Consider the following 17,414-nt stretch of genomic DNA (forward strand, 5'->3'; position numbering starts at 1 on the left):
CAATTAGAAATATTTCATTACCTTTGCAATCGCTTTGAAAATGAAAAGCCATGATGGCTCAGTTGGTAGAGCAACGCATTCGTAATGCGTGGGTCGCGGGTTCGAGTCCCGCTCGTGGCTCTTTTCAGCACTATTTGTGCGGGATTAGCACATCGGTAGTGCACGGGCTTCCCAAGCCTGGGAGGCGGGTTCGATTCCCGTATCCCGCTCAAAAGATAAGGTATTGAAAATCTGATAGTTGTGGTTTTTAATACCTTATTTTTTTCTTTCTCCCCTATCCATCAGTTCTTATTATATATAAGGTATAAATAGCCTTTTTGTGAGTAATATGTGAGTAACGCATGAAAAGTGTAGATTCCTTGTGAGTGAATATCTCCTCTAATTACGCAAACCTTTACGGACGATTTTGGTGCATTTATGATATAAGGTAAAGGAATATTTTATACCTTTGCATCGGAAATTTAAAACAAAATAATAACATAAACAAATCATGAAAGAACTTAAAGCATTAAACAAGCGTACCGCTCCTAAGAGTGTCGCTCCTGAGAGAATCATTCAGTTTGGTGAAGGTAACTTCCTCCGTGCATTCGTAGATTGGATTGTATGGAACATGAATAAGAAGACCGATTTCAATGGTTCTGTCGTTGTAGTACAGCCTTTGGCTGGTGGTATGGTAGATTGGCTGAATGGTCAGGACTGCCTTTATCACGTAAATCTTCAGGGAAAGGAGAATGGTCAGGCTGTCAATACATTGGAGCGTATCGATGTAATCAGCCGTGCACTGAATCCATATTCTCAGAACCAGGCATTCATGGCTTTGGCTGAGCAGCCAGAGATGCGTTTCATCATCTCTAATACAACTGAGGCTGGTATTGCATTCGATGACGCTTGCAAGTTTACAGATGCTCCTGCTGCATCTTATCCAGGTAAGTTGGTTCAGTTGCTGTTCCATCGCTATAAGTTCTTCGAGGGTGATCCAACTAAGGGTATGATTTTGATGCCTTGTGAGTTGATTTTCTTGAACGGTCACCACTTGAAGGAATGCATTTACCAGTATATCGAGCTTTGGAAGGAAGATATGGGTGCTGATTATGAGGGCTTCAAGGAGTGGTTTACTAACCATTGCTATGTTTGCGCTACACTCGTTGACCGTATCGTTCCTGGTTTCCCACGCGATACCATCAAGGAAATTCAGCAGAAAGTTTGCTACAAGGATAACCTCGTAGTAAAGGCAGAAAGCTTCCACCTCTGGGTAATCGAGAAGGCTGAGAATATGACAGTTGAGCAGATGCAGGAAGAGTTCCCTGCTCACAAGGCTGGTCTCCATGTTCTTATTACAGACAACGAGAAACCATACCACGAGCGTAAGGTTACTTTGTTGAATGGTCCTCACACAGTATTGAGCCCTGTAACATACCTCAGCGGTGTCAATATCGTACGTGATGCTTGCGAGCACCCAGTATTGGGCAAGTATATCCACAAGGTACAGTTTGACGAGTTGATGCAGACATTGAATCTTCCTATGGATGAGTTGCAGAAGTTTGCTTCTGACGTATTGGAGCGTTTCGAGAACCCATTCGTTGATCATCAGGTAACCAGCATCATGCTGAACTCATTCCCTAAGTATGAGACTCGTGACCTCCCTGGTGTGAAGGTTTACTTGGAGCGTAAGGGTGAGTTGCCACAGGGCTTGGTATTCGGCCTTGCAGCTATCATTACTTACTATAAGGGTGGTACCCGTGCTGATGGTGCTCCTATCCAGCCACAGGACGATCAGAAGATCATCGACAAGTTGAAAGAGCTTTGGGCAACAGGTGATACTCAGAAGGTAGCTGAGGGTGTACTTGCTTTCGACTATATCTGGAAGGAAGACCTGAACAAGACTGTACCTGGTTTGACAGAGTTGGTTAAGAAAGATCTTGATCTTATCCAGGAGAAGGGTATGCTTGAGGCAGTAAAGACTATTTTGTAAGAAATAGAGTGAAACTTAGATAAAGCATTTTCATGCGTAAAAAAGGGAAGTTCCGAAAGGAACTTCCCTTTTTTACGCATTTATGTCTATCTGTTTCTGTGTTTCATATACCATGGATGAACACAATAATTATAGAAAACTAAAGTCAGTACCAGCAAAACTATACAGATGGACAGGATGTACTCATGGTCTGTCTGTATCTTGGGCAAGAACTTTTGCAGTTCTACAATTCTGTGATTTCCCCAGAAACCATATCCTAAAAACAGTCCGAGACTGATTCCGAATTCCCAAGACAGGAAAAATGAACTCTGACTGGTTCCCCTCTGGCAGTGTTTGGCCAGTTTGATATAAAAAAGCAGGAATCTGCTTCCTATGACACCAATACCAAATCCGATCAGGGATGGAGAGATAAACTGGATGGCCGACTGATGGTTTGTGAAGAATATCAAAACAGCCGCCAGCATGAAGATGACTCCAGAAAAGACTTCACTCTTCAGCTCTGCATTCGGAAATGCGAATTTCTCAGCCAGTAGGGCTATGATGAAACCTCCCATCAACATGGTGTAAAATACTACGGAATGCTGTATGGAAAACAATAATCCCACAACAGTTGTTATTGCAGCCGTGTTGAGGAATAAGAGAAAACCCTGAGGAAGGAAAAATCTATCCAGGCTAAGGATTTTCATATTGTCTGACGGAGCCTTGAAAGGAAACTTTACCCATGAGATGAGCAAGACAGGAATTAATGCGAAGCATCCTCCGGCGATGACTACACCTCTATAATTGAGCCACTTGAATAAAATCAGGGCAATTACTGGTCCGAGAGATAATGCAAATCTTGAAAACCAAGCAGCCGTATAATTAGCTTCGGTTCTCTGAAACGACTCGCACGTATCAATGATGAGCGTACTGGCTAATGTCATTTGAGCCAATCCTATGAATGCGCCTTGTAGCAGTCTTGCCAGCATCAACATCCAAAACTCTATTTTTACCTGCAGGACAAACTCCAGATAATAGATAAGTGCGAAACACACAGCTACGCCCACAATCGCAAACTGGCATACATGATTTCTCCGATATTTCTGAACCAGATAAGAGCAGAAACCGCCAAGCAAGAAAATTCCGATGCCGTAGGCACCCATAATACTTCCCACTTCAAGTGAAGAGAAACCTGCCTGCATTAAGTAAGGCGGAAGAGCCGGTATCAGCATGTAAGTGCTCGTCATCAAGAAAAGATTTGCTATTGCCAGCAACCAGAAATCCCGATGCCACAACTTGAAGTGTACCGGCGTGTTTTGAGTATCCATCTTTTAAAATAGTGTTTGTAATTAGCTATTTTAATAGCTTTCTTCAATATTAGGATAATCACCTGTCTTGACAGCATCGACGTATGCCTGAACGCCCTTTGTTATCTCAGCCCCTACCTGTGCAAAGTGTCGCAAGAACTTAGGTTTGAAACCTTGGGTCATCCCCATTGCATCCGCATAAACCAATACTTGACCGTCGCATCCGTTACCTGCTCCAATTCCGATAGTTACGGCTTTTACCTGACGTGTTACTTCAGCTGCTATTTTGGCAGGAACTTTCTCCAAAACGATGGCAAAGCAACCAGCTTTATCCAGAGCGATGGCATCGCTGATGAGCTTTTCAGCTTCTGCTTCTTCTTTGGCACGGATACCATAACCTCCGAACTTGTTGACGCTTTGAGGAGTCAATCCTAAGTGCCCATGAACAGGGATTCCGGCATCTATCAGTGCTTTGATGGTATCTATCATTTCTACTCCACCTTCAAGTTTGAGGGCATCCACACCCGTCTCTTTCATCATTCGACAAGCATTGCGCAAGGCTTCTTCGCGTGAAATCTGATAACTACCGAAAGGCATGTCGCATACTACCATGGCATGATTAACGGCACGCGCTACGCTTCTGGCATGATAAATCATCTGGTCAACGGTGATAGGTAGTGTATCAGCGTTTCCTGCCATAACGTTTGATGCAGAGTCTCCGATCAGAATGCTGTCAATACCGGCAGCATCGATAATACCTGCAGTTGTAAAGTCGTATGCAGTGAGCATAGTTACCTTTTCACCAGCTTGCTTCATTTCAGCAAAAGTCTTGGTGGTAATTTTCTTTTTATCTGTTGATAAATATCCCATTTTTTGTGTTGTTTTTATAAATCGACTGCAAAGTTACACATTATTTGCGAGATAGGCTAACAATTTTAACTAAATCTGCAAATGTGAAGCCAATATAGTCGGAAATCACTTCGTCTGAATAAGGTCTGATGGCATCAGCTGAGTTTGTAGTGGCCAATCCGAGCGTAAAGGCACCAGATGCTCTTACGGCTTTCAGGCCGTTAAAACTGTCTTCCAAGCCAACACACTTTTCCGGTTTGACTCCGAAATAAGCCGCTCCCTTGAGATAGCAGTCTGGATCTGGTTTGCTCTTAGCAAAGTCCTCACTTGTAAGAACCCTGTCAAAGTAGTCTTTAAACTCCGGTCGCTGCTGATAAACATTGAGCATCTTAGGGATATTGCTGCTGGTTACAACAGCGCATTTTATGCCGTTATTGCGTAAATCCTTCACAAAGTCCTCAAATCCAGCAATATAGTTGTAGCTCATGTTTTGCTCGAATTCATCCAGACGGGCGGTAATTTTAGCCTGTTCATCTTTCACACTACAGAAATCAACTTTAGAAGCGAAAATCTTGTCATCGGAAAAATACTTGTCGTAGATCTGAACCAGAGTCTGTCCTTTGATGATTTGTGCGAAATCAGGAATTTCAGGATGATACTCCTTTCCTATCATTCCCCAGAAAACCGAATATTGCGATTCGGTGTCAAAAACGACACCGTCTAAGTCGAAAAGTGCTGCTTTAATCATTATTTTAATTTGATAAATGGATTGATACAATCTCTTTTAATTCTCTAAATCGGTTGCAAAGTTACATATTTTTATTCTAAAATCAATAAAGAAAGTAAATAATCATAATCATTGTCAGTTATTTCGTATTTTTTTTATATTTTTGCACTCAAATAATAATATATAAGGTATGAAGATAATCGAGAAATACTTTCCGAATCTCACGGATAAGCAAAAAGAACAGATATCAAAATTGGATTCTCTCTATCGTGACTGGAATGCAAAAATCAATGTAATCAGCCGCAAGGATATAGACAATCTCTACGAACATCATGTGCTGCATTCCTTGGCAATAGCGAAAGCCATCCATTTCCGTGCGGGTTCTGAAATCCTGGATTTCGGATGCGGTGGAGGATTCCCAGGCATTCCTCTTGCTATTCTTTTTCCTGAATGCAAATTCAAATTGATTGATGGAACTGGCAAGAAAATCAAGGTTTGTAATGAGGTAGCTGCTGCTATTGGACTGGAAAATCTGAAGGCGGAGCATATCCGCGGTGAGGAGGAAAAGGGAAAATATGATTTTGTGGTCAGTCGTGCAGTGATGCAACTTCCTGATTTGATGAAAATTATCAAGAAGAATTTCAAAAAATCCCAGCAAAATTCCCTCCCTAATGGTCTTCTTTGCTTGAAAGGTGGAAACCTTCAGGAAGAATTGAAGCAATATAAAAATATTGCAGAGATTACTCCGTTGAGTGATTTCTTTGAGGAAGAATGGTTCAAGCAGGATAAGCAGTTGGTATATGTGCCGGCGTGATAGATTGCACATATTCTGCTGAACAAATGATGGAGTCTTTCATGGAAAGGTCTCTTAAGAGTTTTTGATTATACAAATGTTTCTAATTATTTAAAAGAATATTCGATGTTACATATTGAAAAATTCGAAGTAAACATGCTTCAGGAGAATTGCTATGTGGTTAGTGATGAAACCCGTGAGTGTGTCATCATTGATTGCGGAGCTTTTTATCCGGAAGAAAGAACTGCCATTGTCAATTATATCAAGGAGAATAACCTTCAGCCGGTTCATCTTCTTGTAACCCATGGACATCTTGATCATAATTTCGGCAACAATACGATCCATGAAACTTTTGGGTTGAAACCGGAAGTGTCGGCAGCAGATGAGAGTCTGATGAAGAACCTGAAGCAGCAGGCTGAGGTTTTCTATCAGATGCAGTTGGATTACGATTTTCCTCCCGTAGGTCATTTCTTTGAAGAAAATGAAGTGATCCGTTTCGGAAACCATCAGTTTGAAATCATCCTCACTCCTGGTCATTCCCGTGGCTCAGTCACATTCTACTGTGCCGATGAAAAGGTAGCCTTTACGGGCGATACACTTTTCCGTGGTTCTATTGGCAGAACAGATTTTAAAGGCGGTTCTATGTTCCAGATTATCAACAGTCTCCGTTTTCTGGCCCAGTTGCCTGATGATGTAAAAGTATTGCCAGGACATGGACAGGCAACGAGCATCGGCGAAGAACTCGCTCATAATCCGTATATGGATCGATGAATCAAGTAGAAAAAATCATTCTTGGTATTGACCCAGGAACCAATGTGATGGGCTATGGGGTCATCAGAGTGACAGGCAATAAGGCTCAGCTGGTAGTCATGGGTGTCATCGATATGCGCAAGGAGAGTGATCCTTATCTTCGATTGGGTAAAATCTTCGAGCGTGTTACCGGTATCATTGATGAGTATCTCCCGGATGAGATGGCCATCGAGGCTCCTTTCTTTGGAAAGAACGTCCAGTCTATGCTGAAATTGGGGCGGGCTCAGGGAGTAGCCATAGCTGCAGCTATCCATCATGATGTGCCGATTCATGAGTATGCCCCTCTGAAAATCAAGATGGCCATTACGGGACAGGGACAGGCTTCCAAGGAACAGGTGGCGGGCATGCTGCAAAGGATGCTGCACATCAGTGACGAGGATATGCCGAAATTCATGGATGCTACGGATGCCTTGGGTGCAGCTTATTGTCATTTCCTGCAAATGGGCAAGCCAGAAACCAATGCCCGGCATTATTGCAGCTGGAAGGATTATGCTTCGAAAAATCAAGCAAGGGTTGCTGGCAGCGCCCCTGTGACGGGACCGAGAGCCCAGTTGATGGTTGCTCTCAATCGTACAACACATAAATAATTTTGATTATAAAGATATAAGAAGATGCAAACAATTATCAAAATAGAAAATGGCGTTACGCGTATGCCGGAATGGCGTATGGCTGAGCCTGTCAATTTTGAGGCTTGTGAAGGTGAACATATTGCCATCGTAGGTCCTAATGGAGGTGGAAAATCTATGTTTGTGGATATGATAGTGGGTCGCCATCCTCTGGTAATGCATGATCCATATTATGATTTCTCACCGAGCAACAAGCCGATGGTGAGTGATAATATCAAATATATTACTTTCCGAGATACCTATGGCGGTGATAATGACCGCACTTATTTCTTGCAGCAGCGCTGGAACCAATTGGAGATAGATGAGTCCACTCCTATTGTCAGAGACAAACTGGAGGAAGCTTATCAGATGGCTGGAGAGGATACGCCAGAGCGACGTGCCCTGCAAAAGCACATTTATGAACTCTTCCACATGGAGCATTTGCTCGACAAATATACGATACTTTTGTCCAGTGGAGAGTTGAGAAAATTCAAACTGGCTTCTACCCTCTTCGCAGAACCACGCGTGCTGATCATGGATAATCCGTTTATCGGACTTGATGCAGATACCCGTGATCAGTTGAAAGAGCTTCTGAAAACACTCTCTTCGGAACGTGCGCTGCAAATCATTCTGGTCTTGAGCAAGAGCGATGATATTCCTGATTTCATCACACATGTTGTGGAAGTGAAAGATATGAAAGTTTTGCCAAAGGTGACCAAAGAGGAGTATTTGAAGATGAGACAGCCCGTTCCTGATCACATCTTAAGTTCTGAATTGGAGCAGGCCATTGTGGATTTACTATATAGTGAGCGCGAATATCACAATGAGGAGGTTGTCAAGATGAATAAGGTTCGCATCCAATATGGTGAACGCATTATTCTGAAGGATTTGGACTGGACTGTTCTGAATGGAGAAAGATGGGCATTGAGCGGACAGAACGGAGCCGGAAAATCTACCCTCTTGAGTTTGGTTTGTGCTGATAATCCGCAGAGTTACGCTTGTGATATTGCCCTCTTTGGTAATCCACGTGGAAGTGGTGAAAGCATCTGGGACATTAAGAAGCATATAGGTTATGTTTCTCCGGAGCTGCATCGCTCCTATCAGCGAGATCTTCCTGCCATCCGTATCGTAGCAAGTGGTTTGATGGATTCTGTAGGACTTTATGTCAAACCTAAGGATGAGGATTTGGATATCTGCCGTTTCTGGATGAAGGTCTTTGGATTGGAAGGAAAGGAAGAAGCAGGTTTTCTCAAACTCTCCAGTGGTGAGCAGCGTCTGGTCTTGCTGGCTCGTGCATTCGTGAAGGATCCTGAACTTCTTATCCTTGATGAGCCACTTCATGGTCTTGACAATGTGAATCGTCGGCTGGTGAAAGATGTCATCGAGGCGTTCTGCAAGCGAAAGAACAAGACCATGATTATGGTGACCCATTATAAGGAAGAATTGCCTGCTTGTATTGATCACAGCATCTTCTTGATTCGTCATGCCTGATCATAGTGAAAGTCTTTGACACTTTTTGTGAAAGGGTTTTGATATGGATTTAAAAGGTCTTTAATATTAATTTTTTAAATAGGAAAAAATGAAAAGGATGATCATAGCAATGGCGCTCATGGCGCTCACGTTTGCACCGGCTTCGGCACAGGATGTGCTCAATGAAATCGTGAAGACATCGCTTGCTACTGTTAATGATACTACCAAAAGTCTCGAAGTACGCAAGACTGCCGTTTTCAAGTATGATGCCATGACCTATCTTCGTTCCAAATTATTGCAACCTGCAGATTTGCTTGGCAAGAATGTGGATTTGAAGAAGGTGAATAGCACCATTCAGGTACTCAATGAACAGGCTCTGGCCATGAATCAATATGTCACTCTCTATCAGAAGCGTTTTTCTGAGGCCAAAAAGAAAAACAGAGATGTTGTCACAAACTTGTTCAAGCAGGCTACTCGCAATCATAAGTTGTTCAATGATACTGATACAGAGGTGACCTTGGCTTATTATGACCGTAAGGACTACCCTATCCAGTTCTGTATAGATTGCGATTGGGTTAAGACCTTGGCCTTCATCCGTACCATTGACTGGAGTGGTATTTAAATGGTATAGAAGCGGTACACCTTATATAATATATGGAATATTTGTGAAGGTACACCTTATTATATATATGGAATGATGAAAAATATCTCATAAAATTTGCATATTAAAAAATAAGTAATTACTTTTGCAAAATAAAAGAGAATTTATGATGAAAAAGGAAAAAAATATGAGTCTCAAGACCTTGACCAAGTCAAGTGTTTGGGAAATACAGGAGAACGATGTGTTCCGTCTCTGGGAAGCTGCTGAGAAGGATACTGATTTGAAAGATAATCAGCGCCGCTATGTGGATGTCATCCGTAGTGCCTTCGAAATAGAGGAAATCAAAATCGATAAGCCTATCGTAATTGATAAATATATCCAGAGAGGTTTTAAAATCGGAAACTTCCGTATCGATGATATGAATGTAAAGTATGCTATCAAGAAGCGTCCAATTCTTCGTGTTACCGATTTGACTTATGAGAATATCCGTCACATAAGTGCTACAAAACTCATCGAAGTGTTGGAACGTAACTTTGGTGGTGGCTGGGAATCTCTCCCACAGAGTATCCAAGATATCATCCAGAGTGGTTTTGATATCAGCACAACTACCCTCCCTAAGGATCGTCTTCACAAGCCAGGTGGTCTCTACGAGAAGAAAATGGATGATGGCTTCGAAGTGCTGGAAATTCCTAAGGGAACCTGGACCGAGGCTATTTTTGCCAAGGCGAAACCTCAGGTTGAGAAAGTACGCATGAAGTTTGCCGATGATGATGAATTGGATCGCGAAGACGAACTTCGTGCTCGTGCAGAAGAAGATGACGACGATGAGGATGCACCAGAGATTGAGGATCATTACAATGATATCGATGAAGATGATGATGCTTTCGATGATGACAAACTGACAGAGGAAAGTTATCGTACTACATTTGAGGATCCTGAAAATTTAGGTCTTGATGATGCTAATGATGTCGCAGACGATGAAGATTATTAAAAAATAAAATAAAATGAATGCATTAATTGGTTTAATAGCTTTAGTTGTTGTAGCCCTTGTCGGATGGGCTATTGCTGAGTTTAAGTATAAGGCTTTCACTTTCACTCGTTCTGAAAAGGATATTGAGGAAGAGAAGGAATTGGAAGAAATGAAGCGTGCTGATGGTTTCAAGGAGATGAACATCCGCGACATCATGCGCAAGAATTCTACAAACGGTTATAATGCCGTAGGTTAATCTTTATGGTATTTCAATACATCATAATAGGAATAGTAATAGTGGCATGCCTTGTGTATGCCACTATTATTATATGGAAAAATGGCAAATCTCAGCTGAAATGTGACGATTATAAGTGCGCTGGATGCCCTTTTTTCGAGAAATGTGAAAAAAAACAAGAAAAAGTTGGGAAAAAATTTGGTGGAACCAAATAAAAGTAGTACCTTTGCAACCGCAAATGAGAAATACAATATCTCAATCTACAAGGTGTCTTAACCGAGCGGTTAGGTAACGGTCTGCAAAACCGTGTAGAGCGGTTCGACTCCGCTAGACACCTCGAAAAATCAAGAGGATGTGTCATAAGTTTATGACACATCTTTTTTTGTTCATCATTAGCCAAATCTCTATTGGCATAAAAAATCCCACAGATTTCACAGATTACACAGATTTATTTGGGGTTCAAAAAATGTGTCAATCTCTGAAATCCGTGGGTAATTGATGAAATGCTTTTATTTTTTCAAGGCAATATTATAATTGTAGTATTTGGTATTACCCGTGATGTCTTCTACAACTTGAATGAATGGCGGAAATTTCACGCTCTCTTGTTTTGCAATACCCTTAGTTTCAAGTATTATCAGATCATTGATAGGAGATTCGAAGGAATCCAATTCAAAATACTGACCTTTCCAGATAAAACTCTTGCGGTGCTTCTTGATGGTTTGGCGGTAAGGATCCGCCTGCTGGAGAAGCGACTCATAAAGATTACTGCTTATCTGGCGTTCTGTTTCAATCTGTTCAGTGTCAGATATTCTCTTCTTGGTAGTATGTACAAATACTTCCTTTTCTTCAAAGCGGCGCTTGCGCAAACGAATTTCGCAATTAGGTTCACCAGCCAAGTATGTCTGTACAATATCGCTGTCAATACTATTTGGCACATTGCCAGTCAATTTGACAATATACTTTCGTTCCTCCTCTATTGGCTGAGGAATTCCAAGTACATTAGAAATCTCTTTGAGCACGCGATTCAGCTTGTTGTCAAAGTCTTCATGATTGTTGATCACTCTCAGATGTGGATGACCCGTCCATGCTTCAATGACCCGCTTGTCCAGTTCGCGGGCAATTTGAAGTCCCTTTTCGTCAGCCTTTTCCAGGCGCTGGGCATTATTGCTTGTTGTATAGAATTGCTCAGCCCCATCCGCAGCAGAAACCAAGTGAAGTATGGCATCATATCTCTCGTCTCTGAGTTGAGTCTGCGTATAGCCTACTTCTCCGATAATATCTTGCCATTGTTGCGGTGAAAGATAAGCCGAGATGTCCATTACTCCCCTATCGCAGACGATGAGAACAGGTTGTTCGAGTGTCTGTGCCATTTTGTAAAAACTGTCTTCGAGATGCAGTTGGGTCAGGAGTGTAGCTTTCTCTCCAACGTAGAAGAAATCTTTGTTGGATGTCAAATAATTCATACCTGCCTGCGTAAACATCGTAGGCACCTCAGGGATCGTGAAAACCTTGTATCCCAGGCTGGAGAAATGCTCAATAACTTTCACCAGTGCAGTAGTCTTACCGGCACATGGTCCACCGGTAAGCACGATTTTCTTAATAGTATTCATTTCGTATTTATTTTCTTTATTTTGTTTGCAAAGTTAGTAAAAAATATCTGGATTATATCCAAATTTCGCATAATATTAGTATAAAGTATAAAAAAGAAAGGGAAATATTTTGCAGTTCATGTGATTTGCCGTATCTTTGCATAAAATAAATATAAAAACTATGGAACAAGTTAAGACTTTGATTATTGGAAGTGGTCCTGCTGGATATACAGCAGCCATATATGCAGGAAGAGCTGATTTGAAACCCGTTCTTTATTCAGGTATTCAGCCAGGTGGCCAGTTGACCACCACTACAATCGTAGAGAATTTCCCTGGCTATCCTAATGGTGTGGATGGCAACCAGATGATGATGGACTTGAAGGAACAGGCCTCTCGTTTTGGTGCCGATATCCGTGATGGTAGTATTTCTAAGGTAGATTTCAGTAAGCGCCCTTACCATGTTGTTGACGAGCGTGGAAATGAAATCCTTGCTGATACAGTCATTATCGCTACAGGTGCTTCAGCCAAATATTTAGGTTTGGCTGATGAGGAAAAATATCGCGGACAAGGTGTTTCTGCTTGTGCCACCTGTGACGGTTTCTTCTATCGTAAGCGTACTGTAGCTGTAGTTGGTGGTGGAGATACTGCCTGCGAAGAGGCCATGTATCTTGCCGGACTAGCTAAGAAAGTCTATATGATTGTAAGAAAACCTTATCTTAGAGCCGCTGAGATTATGCAGCAGCGCGTGAAGGAGAAAGAGAACATTGAGATTCTTTTTGAAACAAATACATTAGGACTCTTTGGTGAAAATGGTGTAGAAGGCGCTCACCTTGTGAAGCGCAAGGGCGAAAGTGATGAGGAAGAATTTGATATTGCTATAGATGGTTTCTTCCTGGCAATCGGTCATAAGCCTAATACAGAGTTGTTTAAGGACTACATCGACTTGGATGAGCAGGGATTTATCAAGGTTGTTCCTGGCACTGCGAGCACGAATGTACCTGGTGTTTTTGCAGCAGGTGATGTGGCAGACCCAGTTTATCGTCAGGGAATTGTTGCTGCAGGTTCTGGTGCAAAAGCAGCTATTGAGGCAGACCGATATTTACAACAGCTTTAATCGGAAGATTGTCATGATAATTGATAAGAATACAAATTTCGAGGAAATCTTCAAGCGTGATCTTCACCAGTATTTATGTTCTATTAATCGAGTAGATGAACATTTGCCAGAAGCTCCAGATTTGGAAGAACTCTGGGCAAAGATTGGTGAAAACTATTTGCCAGATGCAATGAAGGAATTTACAAAATATCCTACCGTATCACTCGGTTGGATTATGTTTGTAGGAATGGCAATGGCTAAATATTGGGATGTAGATTGGGAGTTGTATAGTAAGGTAGAGAATCATTATGAATACTTGAAAAATAGTATTGATTTTGATCACATGGATGATTACATCTGTGAGAAAATACTTCTTTTGGATGAGGAATCTCATCAGAATATGAATCGTGTGGTGGCAGAATGTGCTTCCCGTACATTGAATCAATTGGCTCATATGGGAATAGAACCAGGTACAGAGACTGCATTTAGAGCTTTTATCGCTGCATTGCATCAGATGTATTTGATGGGAATTGCCATTGAATTGAAAGCATTAGGCTATCATATGACTCAGCTGTCATGAGATGATCATTAAACTTACTTTTTGGGCAAATAAGTAAGACCATTTAAAGCGCGGCTAAGGTATCATACTCTTCCTTAGCCGTGCTTTTCATATATTTTATCTTTCATGCTTTAAGACTTTTCGAAGCAAGGACAGATCTTGCGCCAAACTCGTTGTGACCATGGATGGAGGCATGATAGGAAGAAAAATGAAAATGATTTTGACCGAACATGACCATGACCAAATGACCGCTTTTCTAAAATTCTGAGTCACAAGCCTTCATTTTCTTCCAATTCTATCAAAATGCAGCAATTGATTTCCCGAATATCGTTGTAAAGTGCTATCAGTCAAATACTTACATACGCCACTGAAAAATCTGTAGCCCAAAAATTTGTTTTTAACTCCAAATTGTTGTACCTTTGCACCGGCAATCGAAAGAAAGCTTCTCTTGTACCAGATGTCGGTCTTAATAGACGACAAACCTTGGTCTTAATAGACGACAGGCGTCGGTCGTCAATGACGCCCAAAATAAGGGCAAGAAATGAGGCTTCTGGGTAATTGAAATATCAACCATCTAAACACACAAAAGTATGATTAACTACAGTATTACCATGCGTTCAGTGAACGCCAACCCGCCATTCTCGACATGACCGTGGATTGCATGAGAGAGCAGCTCCTTGAAGGCAAGAAAATCCGCCTCGGCGATCTCGGTGATTTCTCCATCGTTCTCTCATCCAAGGGCGCCCCACTCCTCCCGAAGTCCTAACAGACCATGGGAAATTAACCTCATGTGAAACACACAAAGAATTTAAGTTTAACCTTTTAAAATCGAATCAAAATGAGTAAAATGAAAGCAGACACATGGAAGACCATTCTTCAAATCGCTATCAGCATTCTTACGGCACTTGCAACCTCGCTTGGAATTTCGAGTTGTATGGGATAGCGTAAGTAAACAAAGTATTAGGATAGAAATTCCGTTTCTCAAATATTTCTTTTTATATCGTATGTTTTTCATTAGATTATAAGGGATTGTGGGCCCTCAGCTGAGATAGCTGGGGGCTTTGTTGGATTATAACATGAACGGAAATGATTTAAAGAATTCCGGTCATCCCCGGTCATGGTCATTTCTGGTCAAAATCATTTTCTGGTATTACGAATCAAATGGCTATAATACCTACATATATAAAAAATAGATGGGGTCCAGTCGCAAGACTCACCCCATTTACCCAAATATATGCGAAAACTTTGCTGCAAATAGAGTTGATTTTGAAGAAAGGGCTTTATTGACCTTCCCTGATTATCCACTCACCTATCGTTCGCTGATTACTATCGTAATTCACGCCGATTTTAAACAGGCGCTTGCCATCAGCAGAATAAGGAATCAAATATCCCTTGTCATCTATCTGCCTGATTGCATCCTCGGCAGAGCCATCATACTTCAACTCGAAAACATATACTGCATCAGGCATATACACAACTGCATCTGCCCTACCTATCGAACTGTTTTCTTCTACTCTCATATAGGCACCCATCAGGTTGAATATGAGATAGAATACCGTCTGGAAATCACGTTCGTTCTTATTGCTCAAGCGATTTGAGATACTGGCAAGATATGCCTTCAGGCGAACCATTGCTCCTTCTACATCTGCATCATAAAGCTTTTCCAAGAAATCACCGACCAGACTGTTGTTGTCAAGAGATATTGGTGAAAGATAGTTGGGTGCAAGACTCTTGAGCATACCAATTTTAACCTCTCTGTTAGGATATTCCAAAGTATAACGTTGCAATATAGGGTTATACTTCTTGATGGTGAGATAACCGCTCTGATATAGCAGCGGAAGTGCTGAAGTCATCATTTCTGGTGAAACATCAAAGTCATCTACATCACATGACTTTTTCTCAATATCCATTACATTGACATGATACTTCTGCAACGTCTTGACAAGATAAGTTGGTGTACCAGAACCAAACCAATAAGGAGCTATCTTGCGCGCATTCAGCGCCTTTACCAGGCTGAACGGATTGAAGACATCCTCTGATCTCTCGCTGAAATGATAACCGTCATAGAATCGTGTCAACTCTGCCAGACATTCCTCATACGTCATGCCAAGATCTTTGCCCAATGCCTCAACATCCGGTTTCATCTGCGTTGTAAGCTCCGTTTTGCTGATACCGCAGAGGGCGGAATACTGGTCGAACATACTGATATTGTCAAGGTTGTTGAGCTCACTGAAGATACTGAGCTGCGAAAACTTGGTAATACCTGTGATGAAGCAGAACTGAAGATATGGGTCGAGCTTTTTCAGAGGACTATAGAAATTCTGCATGATGCGACGGAGAGATTGCAGGTTCTCCTTCTCGTGCACCACATCTAATAAAGGTGCATCATATTCATCAATGATGACTACTGCCTTTTCGCCCGTTTGTTCATAAGCACGTTTTACGATTCCTTCCAGTCTTTCATTAGGATAAATCTCGCTTTCGCCCTTACCATACAGTTTTTCGTAGGGTAAAAGTTCCAGATTCAGATAATTATTCAAAGCATCTGCATCAAAATGCTTGGCTCCACTCATGTCAAAATGTAAAACAGGATGTTTCACCCATTCTTTCTCATAATCAGCAATGGCTAATCCTTCGAAAAGTTCCTTTCTTCCCTCGAAATAGGCCTGAAGCGTAGAGACAAAAAGAGATTTTCCAAATCGTCTTGGCCGACTCAGAAAGATATATTTCATACCTTTTTCTCTAAAATCAACAACATATTTAGTCTTATCTATATAAAGATAATTCTTCGTGCGGATTTCTTCAAAAGTCTGTATTCCTACTGGATATTTATTTACTATTTTAGCCATATTCTTACATGTCTTACGTTTGCGCTGCTAAATTACAAAGAAAATCTAAATTAGCCAAATATAAATTCAATTAATTATCAATCGTTCCTATTCCCCCATTAATACTCATTTCCCTCATTCTTGATCACGCTTGGACCATCGATGAGCTCGGGTTTCGGCGCATTACGGTTTACACCATCATAAGCATTCCTTACATCCCCCATGCTGATGTCTATATCACGATTTACAGGGCGGTCAGGATCATTCAGCGTGTGTGAGAAAAGCCATTGATAGGTTTTCTTCATGTAGAAAACGCGGGCTGGCATTCCATGATTGGCACCTTGCCACCAATCATAAATTAAGCGCGTATCATTTCCGTCACGTTTTAATTTATCTACTACTACTTTGGATTGCTTTACAGGAACGGCTCTGTCGGCTGTACCATGGATAATCCAAAATGGAAGTTTCCCCAAACCGCTTACGTCTTTCAGGGAACAACCGCCACAGAGCGCCATTCCTGCTGCAATACGGTCGGGATAGGTGCCGCAGACATCCATTGTTCCATATCCTCCCAAACTCATGCCTAAAACATAAACACGGGTGGTGTCACAGGAATAATGCTGCTTCACCCAATCAAGCATATCCATCACTTTCTTGGGACTCCAAGCACCTCCAGGGTTTTGAGGCACAAGCGTCAGGGCATCAATATCTCGGCCTTTCACAATGGCATCCAGCGGTCCGTATCTTCTTACTCTTTCAAGGTTGCGACCGCATAGACTGGCACCATGAAGGAAGATAATCACTGGCGTTTGCTCCTGCGTATAGAAATAATCCACTGGTGTATAAACCCAGAAGTTATAGCCTCCAGGTATCTCATTCTTTACTGCCCTAAGAAAATCGTATGCAGATATCTTTAAGACGGAAAGCAATAATATAGTCAAACAAAATATCTTTTTCATGTTGGCGAAATTACAATAAAAAATGCAGAAAACCAAGATTTGTCTTGGATTTCCTGCATTATTTCATA

The 17,414-nt window shown here is 41.6% G+C and carries 18 protein-coding genes, 3 tRNA genes and 1 pseudogene; 16 read left to right on the forward strand and 6 right to left on the reverse strand.

Going from position 1 to position 17,414, the window contains the following annotated elements; genetic code table 11:
• The first annotated feature begins 47 nt into the window (after positions 1–47).
• From DW917_RS00140 to DW917_RS00150, 3 genes are all read left to right on the forward strand, one after another.
• Positions 48–120, forward strand: a tRNA-Thr gene (locus tag DW917_RS00140).
• 18 nt (positions 121–138) lie between these two features.
• Positions 139–209: transfer RNA gene (locus tag DW917_RS00145), tRNA-Gly, on the forward strand.
• A 281-nt stretch (positions 210–490) separates the two neighbouring features.
• Positions 491–1,972 (forward strand): tagaturonate reductase, encoded by a 1,482-nt coding sequence (locus DW917_RS00150; RefSeq protein ID WP_022111514.1) that lies wholly within the window; start codon positions 491–493, stop codon positions 1,970–1,972.
• Between the two features lie 86 nt (positions 1,973–2,058).
• Here the strand turns inward: DW917_RS00150 and DW917_RS00155 are convergent, their stop codons facing one another.
• From DW917_RS00155 to DW917_RS00165, 3 genes are read right to left on the reverse strand one after another with little or no spacing between them, the layout of a single operon-like run.
• Complete coding sequence (locus DW917_RS00155) at positions 2,059–3,279, reverse strand: MFS transporter (RefSeq protein ID WP_118115342.1); 1,221 nt, start codon at positions 3,277–3,279, stop codon at positions 2,059–2,061.
• A gap of 30 nt (positions 3,280–3,309) precedes the next feature.
• The gene (gene panB, locus DW917_RS00160; RefSeq protein WP_118115344.1) at positions 3,310–4,128 is read right to left on the reverse strand and encodes a 3-methyl-2-oxobutanoate hydroxymethyltransferase; all 819 of its coding nucleotides are present in this window, start codon (positions 4,126–4,128) and stop codon (positions 3,310–3,312) included.
• 40 nt (positions 4,129–4,168) lie between these two features.
• Positions 4,169–4,855 carry an HAD family phosphatase gene (locus tag DW917_RS00165; RefSeq protein ID WP_118115346.1) on the reverse strand — a complete coding sequence of 229 codons (687 nt, stop codon included), beginning with the start codon at positions 4,853–4,855 and terminating at the stop codon, positions 4,169–4,171.
• A gap of 169 nt (positions 4,856–5,024) precedes the next feature.
• Between DW917_RS00165 and rsmG the strand changes: the two genes are divergently transcribed.
• From rsmG to DW917_RS00210, 9 genes are all read left to right on the forward strand, one after another.
• The gene (gene rsmG, locus DW917_RS00170) at positions 5,025–5,648 is read left to right on the forward strand and encodes a 16S rRNA (guanine(527)-N(7))-methyltransferase RsmG (protein ID WP_118115348.1); all 624 of its coding nucleotides are present in this window, start codon (positions 5,025–5,027) and stop codon (positions 5,646–5,648) included.
• Positions 5,649–5,753: 105 nt separating this feature from the next.
• Entirely contained in the window at positions 5,754–6,398 is a 645-nt protein-coding gene (locus DW917_RS00175; RefSeq protein ID WP_118115350.1) for an MBL fold metallo-hydrolase, read from the forward strand.
• Positions 6,395–7,024 carry a crossover junction endodeoxyribonuclease RuvC gene (gene ruvC, locus DW917_RS00180; RefSeq protein WP_118115352.1) on the forward strand — a complete coding sequence of 210 codons (630 nt, stop codon included), beginning with the start codon at positions 6,395–6,397 and terminating at the stop codon, positions 7,022–7,024. Before DW917_RS00175 ends, ruvC begins: the two co-directional genes overlap by 4 nt.
• A 24-nt stretch (positions 7,025–7,048) precedes the next feature.
• A complete protein-coding gene (locus DW917_RS00185) occupies positions 7,049–8,533 on the forward strand; it encodes an ATP-binding cassette domain-containing protein (protein ID WP_118115354.1) in 1,485 nt (494 codons plus the stop codon).
• 88 nt (positions 8,534–8,621) lie between these two features.
• Entirely contained in the window at positions 8,622–9,134 is a 513-nt protein-coding gene (locus DW917_RS00190; protein WP_118115356.1) for a hypothetical protein, read from the forward strand.
• 148 nt (positions 9,135–9,282) lie between these two features.
• Entirely contained in the window at positions 9,283–10,104 is an 822-nt protein-coding gene (locus tag DW917_RS00195) for a hypothetical protein (RefSeq protein WP_118115591.1), read from the forward strand.
• A gap of 13 nt (positions 10,105–10,117) precedes the next feature.
• The gene (locus tag DW917_RS00200; RefSeq protein WP_118115358.1) at positions 10,118–10,339 is read left to right on the forward strand and encodes a hypothetical protein; all 222 of its coding nucleotides are present in this window, start codon (positions 10,118–10,120) and stop codon (positions 10,337–10,339) included.
• A 5-nt stretch (positions 10,340–10,344) separates the two neighbouring features.
• On the forward strand, positions 10,345–10,533 hold the full coding sequence (locus DW917_RS00205) for a FeoB-associated Cys-rich membrane protein (protein WP_118115360.1): 189 nt from the start codon (positions 10,345–10,347) through the stop codon (positions 10,531–10,533).
• 51 nt (positions 10,534–10,584) lie between these two features.
• Positions 10,585–10,655, forward strand: a tRNA-Cys gene (locus tag DW917_RS00210).
• A gap of 172 nt (positions 10,656–10,827) precedes the next feature.
• On the opposite strand, the gene DW917_RS00215 is transcribed toward DW917_RS00210, so the two are convergent.
• Positions 10,828–11,928: an AAA family ATPase gene (locus tag DW917_RS00215; RefSeq protein ID WP_118115362.1), complete on the reverse strand. Its 1,101-nt coding sequence runs from the start codon at positions 11,926–11,928 to the stop codon at positions 10,828–10,830.
• Positions 11,929–12,088: 160 nt separating this feature from the next.
• On the opposite strand from DW917_RS00215, the gene trxB reads away from it, so the two are divergent.
• The 4 genes and pseudogenes from trxB to DW917_RS17130 all read left to right on the forward strand — a co-directional run bounded on the left by trxB (position 12,089) and on the right by DW917_RS17130 (position 14,502).
• Positions 12,089–13,021, forward strand: coding sequence for a thioredoxin-disulfide reductase (gene trxB, locus DW917_RS00220; protein ID WP_118115364.1), 933 nt, complete (start codon positions 12,089–12,091; stop codon positions 13,019–13,021).
• A gap of 13 nt (positions 13,022–13,034) precedes the next feature.
• Positions 13,035–13,580 carry a hypothetical protein gene (locus DW917_RS00225; RefSeq protein ID WP_118115366.1) on the forward strand — a complete coding sequence of 182 codons (546 nt, stop codon included), beginning with the start codon at positions 13,035–13,037 and terminating at the stop codon, positions 13,578–13,580.
• Between the two features lie 613 nt (positions 13,581–14,193).
• Positions 14,194–14,304: pseudogene (locus DW917_RS00230) on the forward strand (DNA-binding protein); the annotation flags it as partial.
• Positions 14,305–14,397: 93 nt separating this feature from the next.
• Positions 14,398–14,502, forward strand: a complete 105-nt coding sequence (locus DW917_RS17130) for a smalltalk protein (protein WP_233524575.1) — start codon at positions 14,398–14,400, stop codon at positions 14,500–14,502.
• 337 nt (positions 14,503–14,839) lie between these two features.
• On the opposite strand, the gene DW917_RS00235 is transcribed toward DW917_RS17130, so the two are convergent.
• Positions 14,840–16,408 (reverse strand): ATP-binding protein, encoded by a 1,569-nt coding sequence (locus DW917_RS00235; RefSeq protein WP_118115368.1) that lies wholly within the window; start codon positions 16,406–16,408, stop codon positions 14,840–14,842.
• 98 nt (positions 16,409–16,506) lie between these two features.
• Entirely contained in the window at positions 16,507–17,346 is an 840-nt protein-coding gene (locus tag DW917_RS00240; RefSeq protein ID WP_118115370.1) for a prolyl oligopeptidase family serine peptidase, read from the reverse strand.
• Between the last annotated feature and the right edge of the window lie 68 nt (positions 17,347–17,414).

Source organism: Prevotella sp. AM42-24 (assembly GCF_003461825.1).
In the GTDB taxonomy this organism is placed as follows: domain Bacteria; phylum Bacteroidota; class Bacteroidia; order Bacteroidales; family Bacteroidaceae; genus Prevotella; species Prevotella hominis.

Coding starts and splice junctions, on each gene's coding strand:
- panB (WP_118115344.1), bottom strand. CDS start 4,128: ATGGGATATTTATCAACAGATAAAAAGAAAATTACCACCAAGACTTTT.
- rsmG (WP_118115348.1), top strand. CDS start 5,025: ATGAAGATAATCGAGAAATACTTTCCGAATCTCACGGATAAGCAAAAA.
- DW917_RS00240 (WP_118115370.1), bottom strand. CDS start 17,346: ATGAAAAAGATATTTTGTTTGACTATATTATTGCTTTCCGTCTTAAAG.
- DW917_RS00155 (WP_118115342.1), bottom strand. CDS start 3,279: ATGGATACTCAAAACACGCCGGTACACTTCAAGTTGTGGCATCGGGAT.
- trxB (WP_118115364.1), top strand. CDS start 12,089: ATGGAACAAGTTAAGACTTTGATTATTGGAAGTGGTCCTGCTGGATAT.
- DW917_RS00150 (WP_022111514.1), top strand. CDS start 491: ATGAAAGAACTTAAAGCATTAAACAAGCGTACCGCTCCTAAGAGTGTC.
- DW917_RS00195 (WP_118115591.1), top strand. CDS start 9,283: ATGAAAAAGGAAAAAAATATGAGTCTCAAGACCTTGACCAAGTCAAGT.
- DW917_RS00175 (WP_118115350.1), top strand. CDS start 5,754: ATGTTACATATTGAAAAATTCGAAGTAAACATGCTTCAGGAGAATTGC.
- ruvC (WP_118115352.1), top strand. CDS start 6,395: ATGAATCAAGTAGAAAAAATCATTCTTGGTATTGACCCAGGAACCAAT.
- DW917_RS00215 (WP_118115362.1), bottom strand. CDS start 11,928: ATGAATACTATTAAGAAAATCGTGCTTACCGGTGGACCATGTGCCGGT.
- DW917_RS00165 (WP_118115346.1), bottom strand. CDS start 4,855: ATGATTAAAGCAGCACTTTTCGACTTAGACGGTGTCGTTTTTGACACC.
- DW917_RS17130 (WP_233524575.1), top strand. CDS start 14,398: ATGAGTAAAATGAAAGCAGACACATGGAAGACCATTCTTCAAATCGCT.
- DW917_RS00235 (WP_118115368.1), bottom strand. CDS start 16,408: ATGGCTAAAATAGTAAATAAATATCCAGTAGGAATACAGACTTTTGAA.
- DW917_RS00225 (WP_118115366.1), top strand. CDS start 13,035: ATGATAATTGATAAGAATACAAATTTCGAGGAAATCTTCAAGCGTGAT.
- DW917_RS00200 (WP_118115358.1), top strand. CDS start 10,118: ATGAATGCATTAATTGGTTTAATAGCTTTAGTTGTTGTAGCCCTTGTC.
- DW917_RS00190 (WP_118115356.1), top strand. CDS start 8,622: ATGAAAAGGATGATCATAGCAATGGCGCTCATGGCGCTCACGTTTGCA.
- DW917_RS00205 (WP_118115360.1), top strand. CDS start 10,345: ATGGTATTTCAATACATCATAATAGGAATAGTAATAGTGGCATGCCTT.
- DW917_RS00185 (WP_118115354.1), top strand. CDS start 7,049: ATGCAAACAATTATCAAAATAGAAAATGGCGTTACGCGTATGCCGGAA.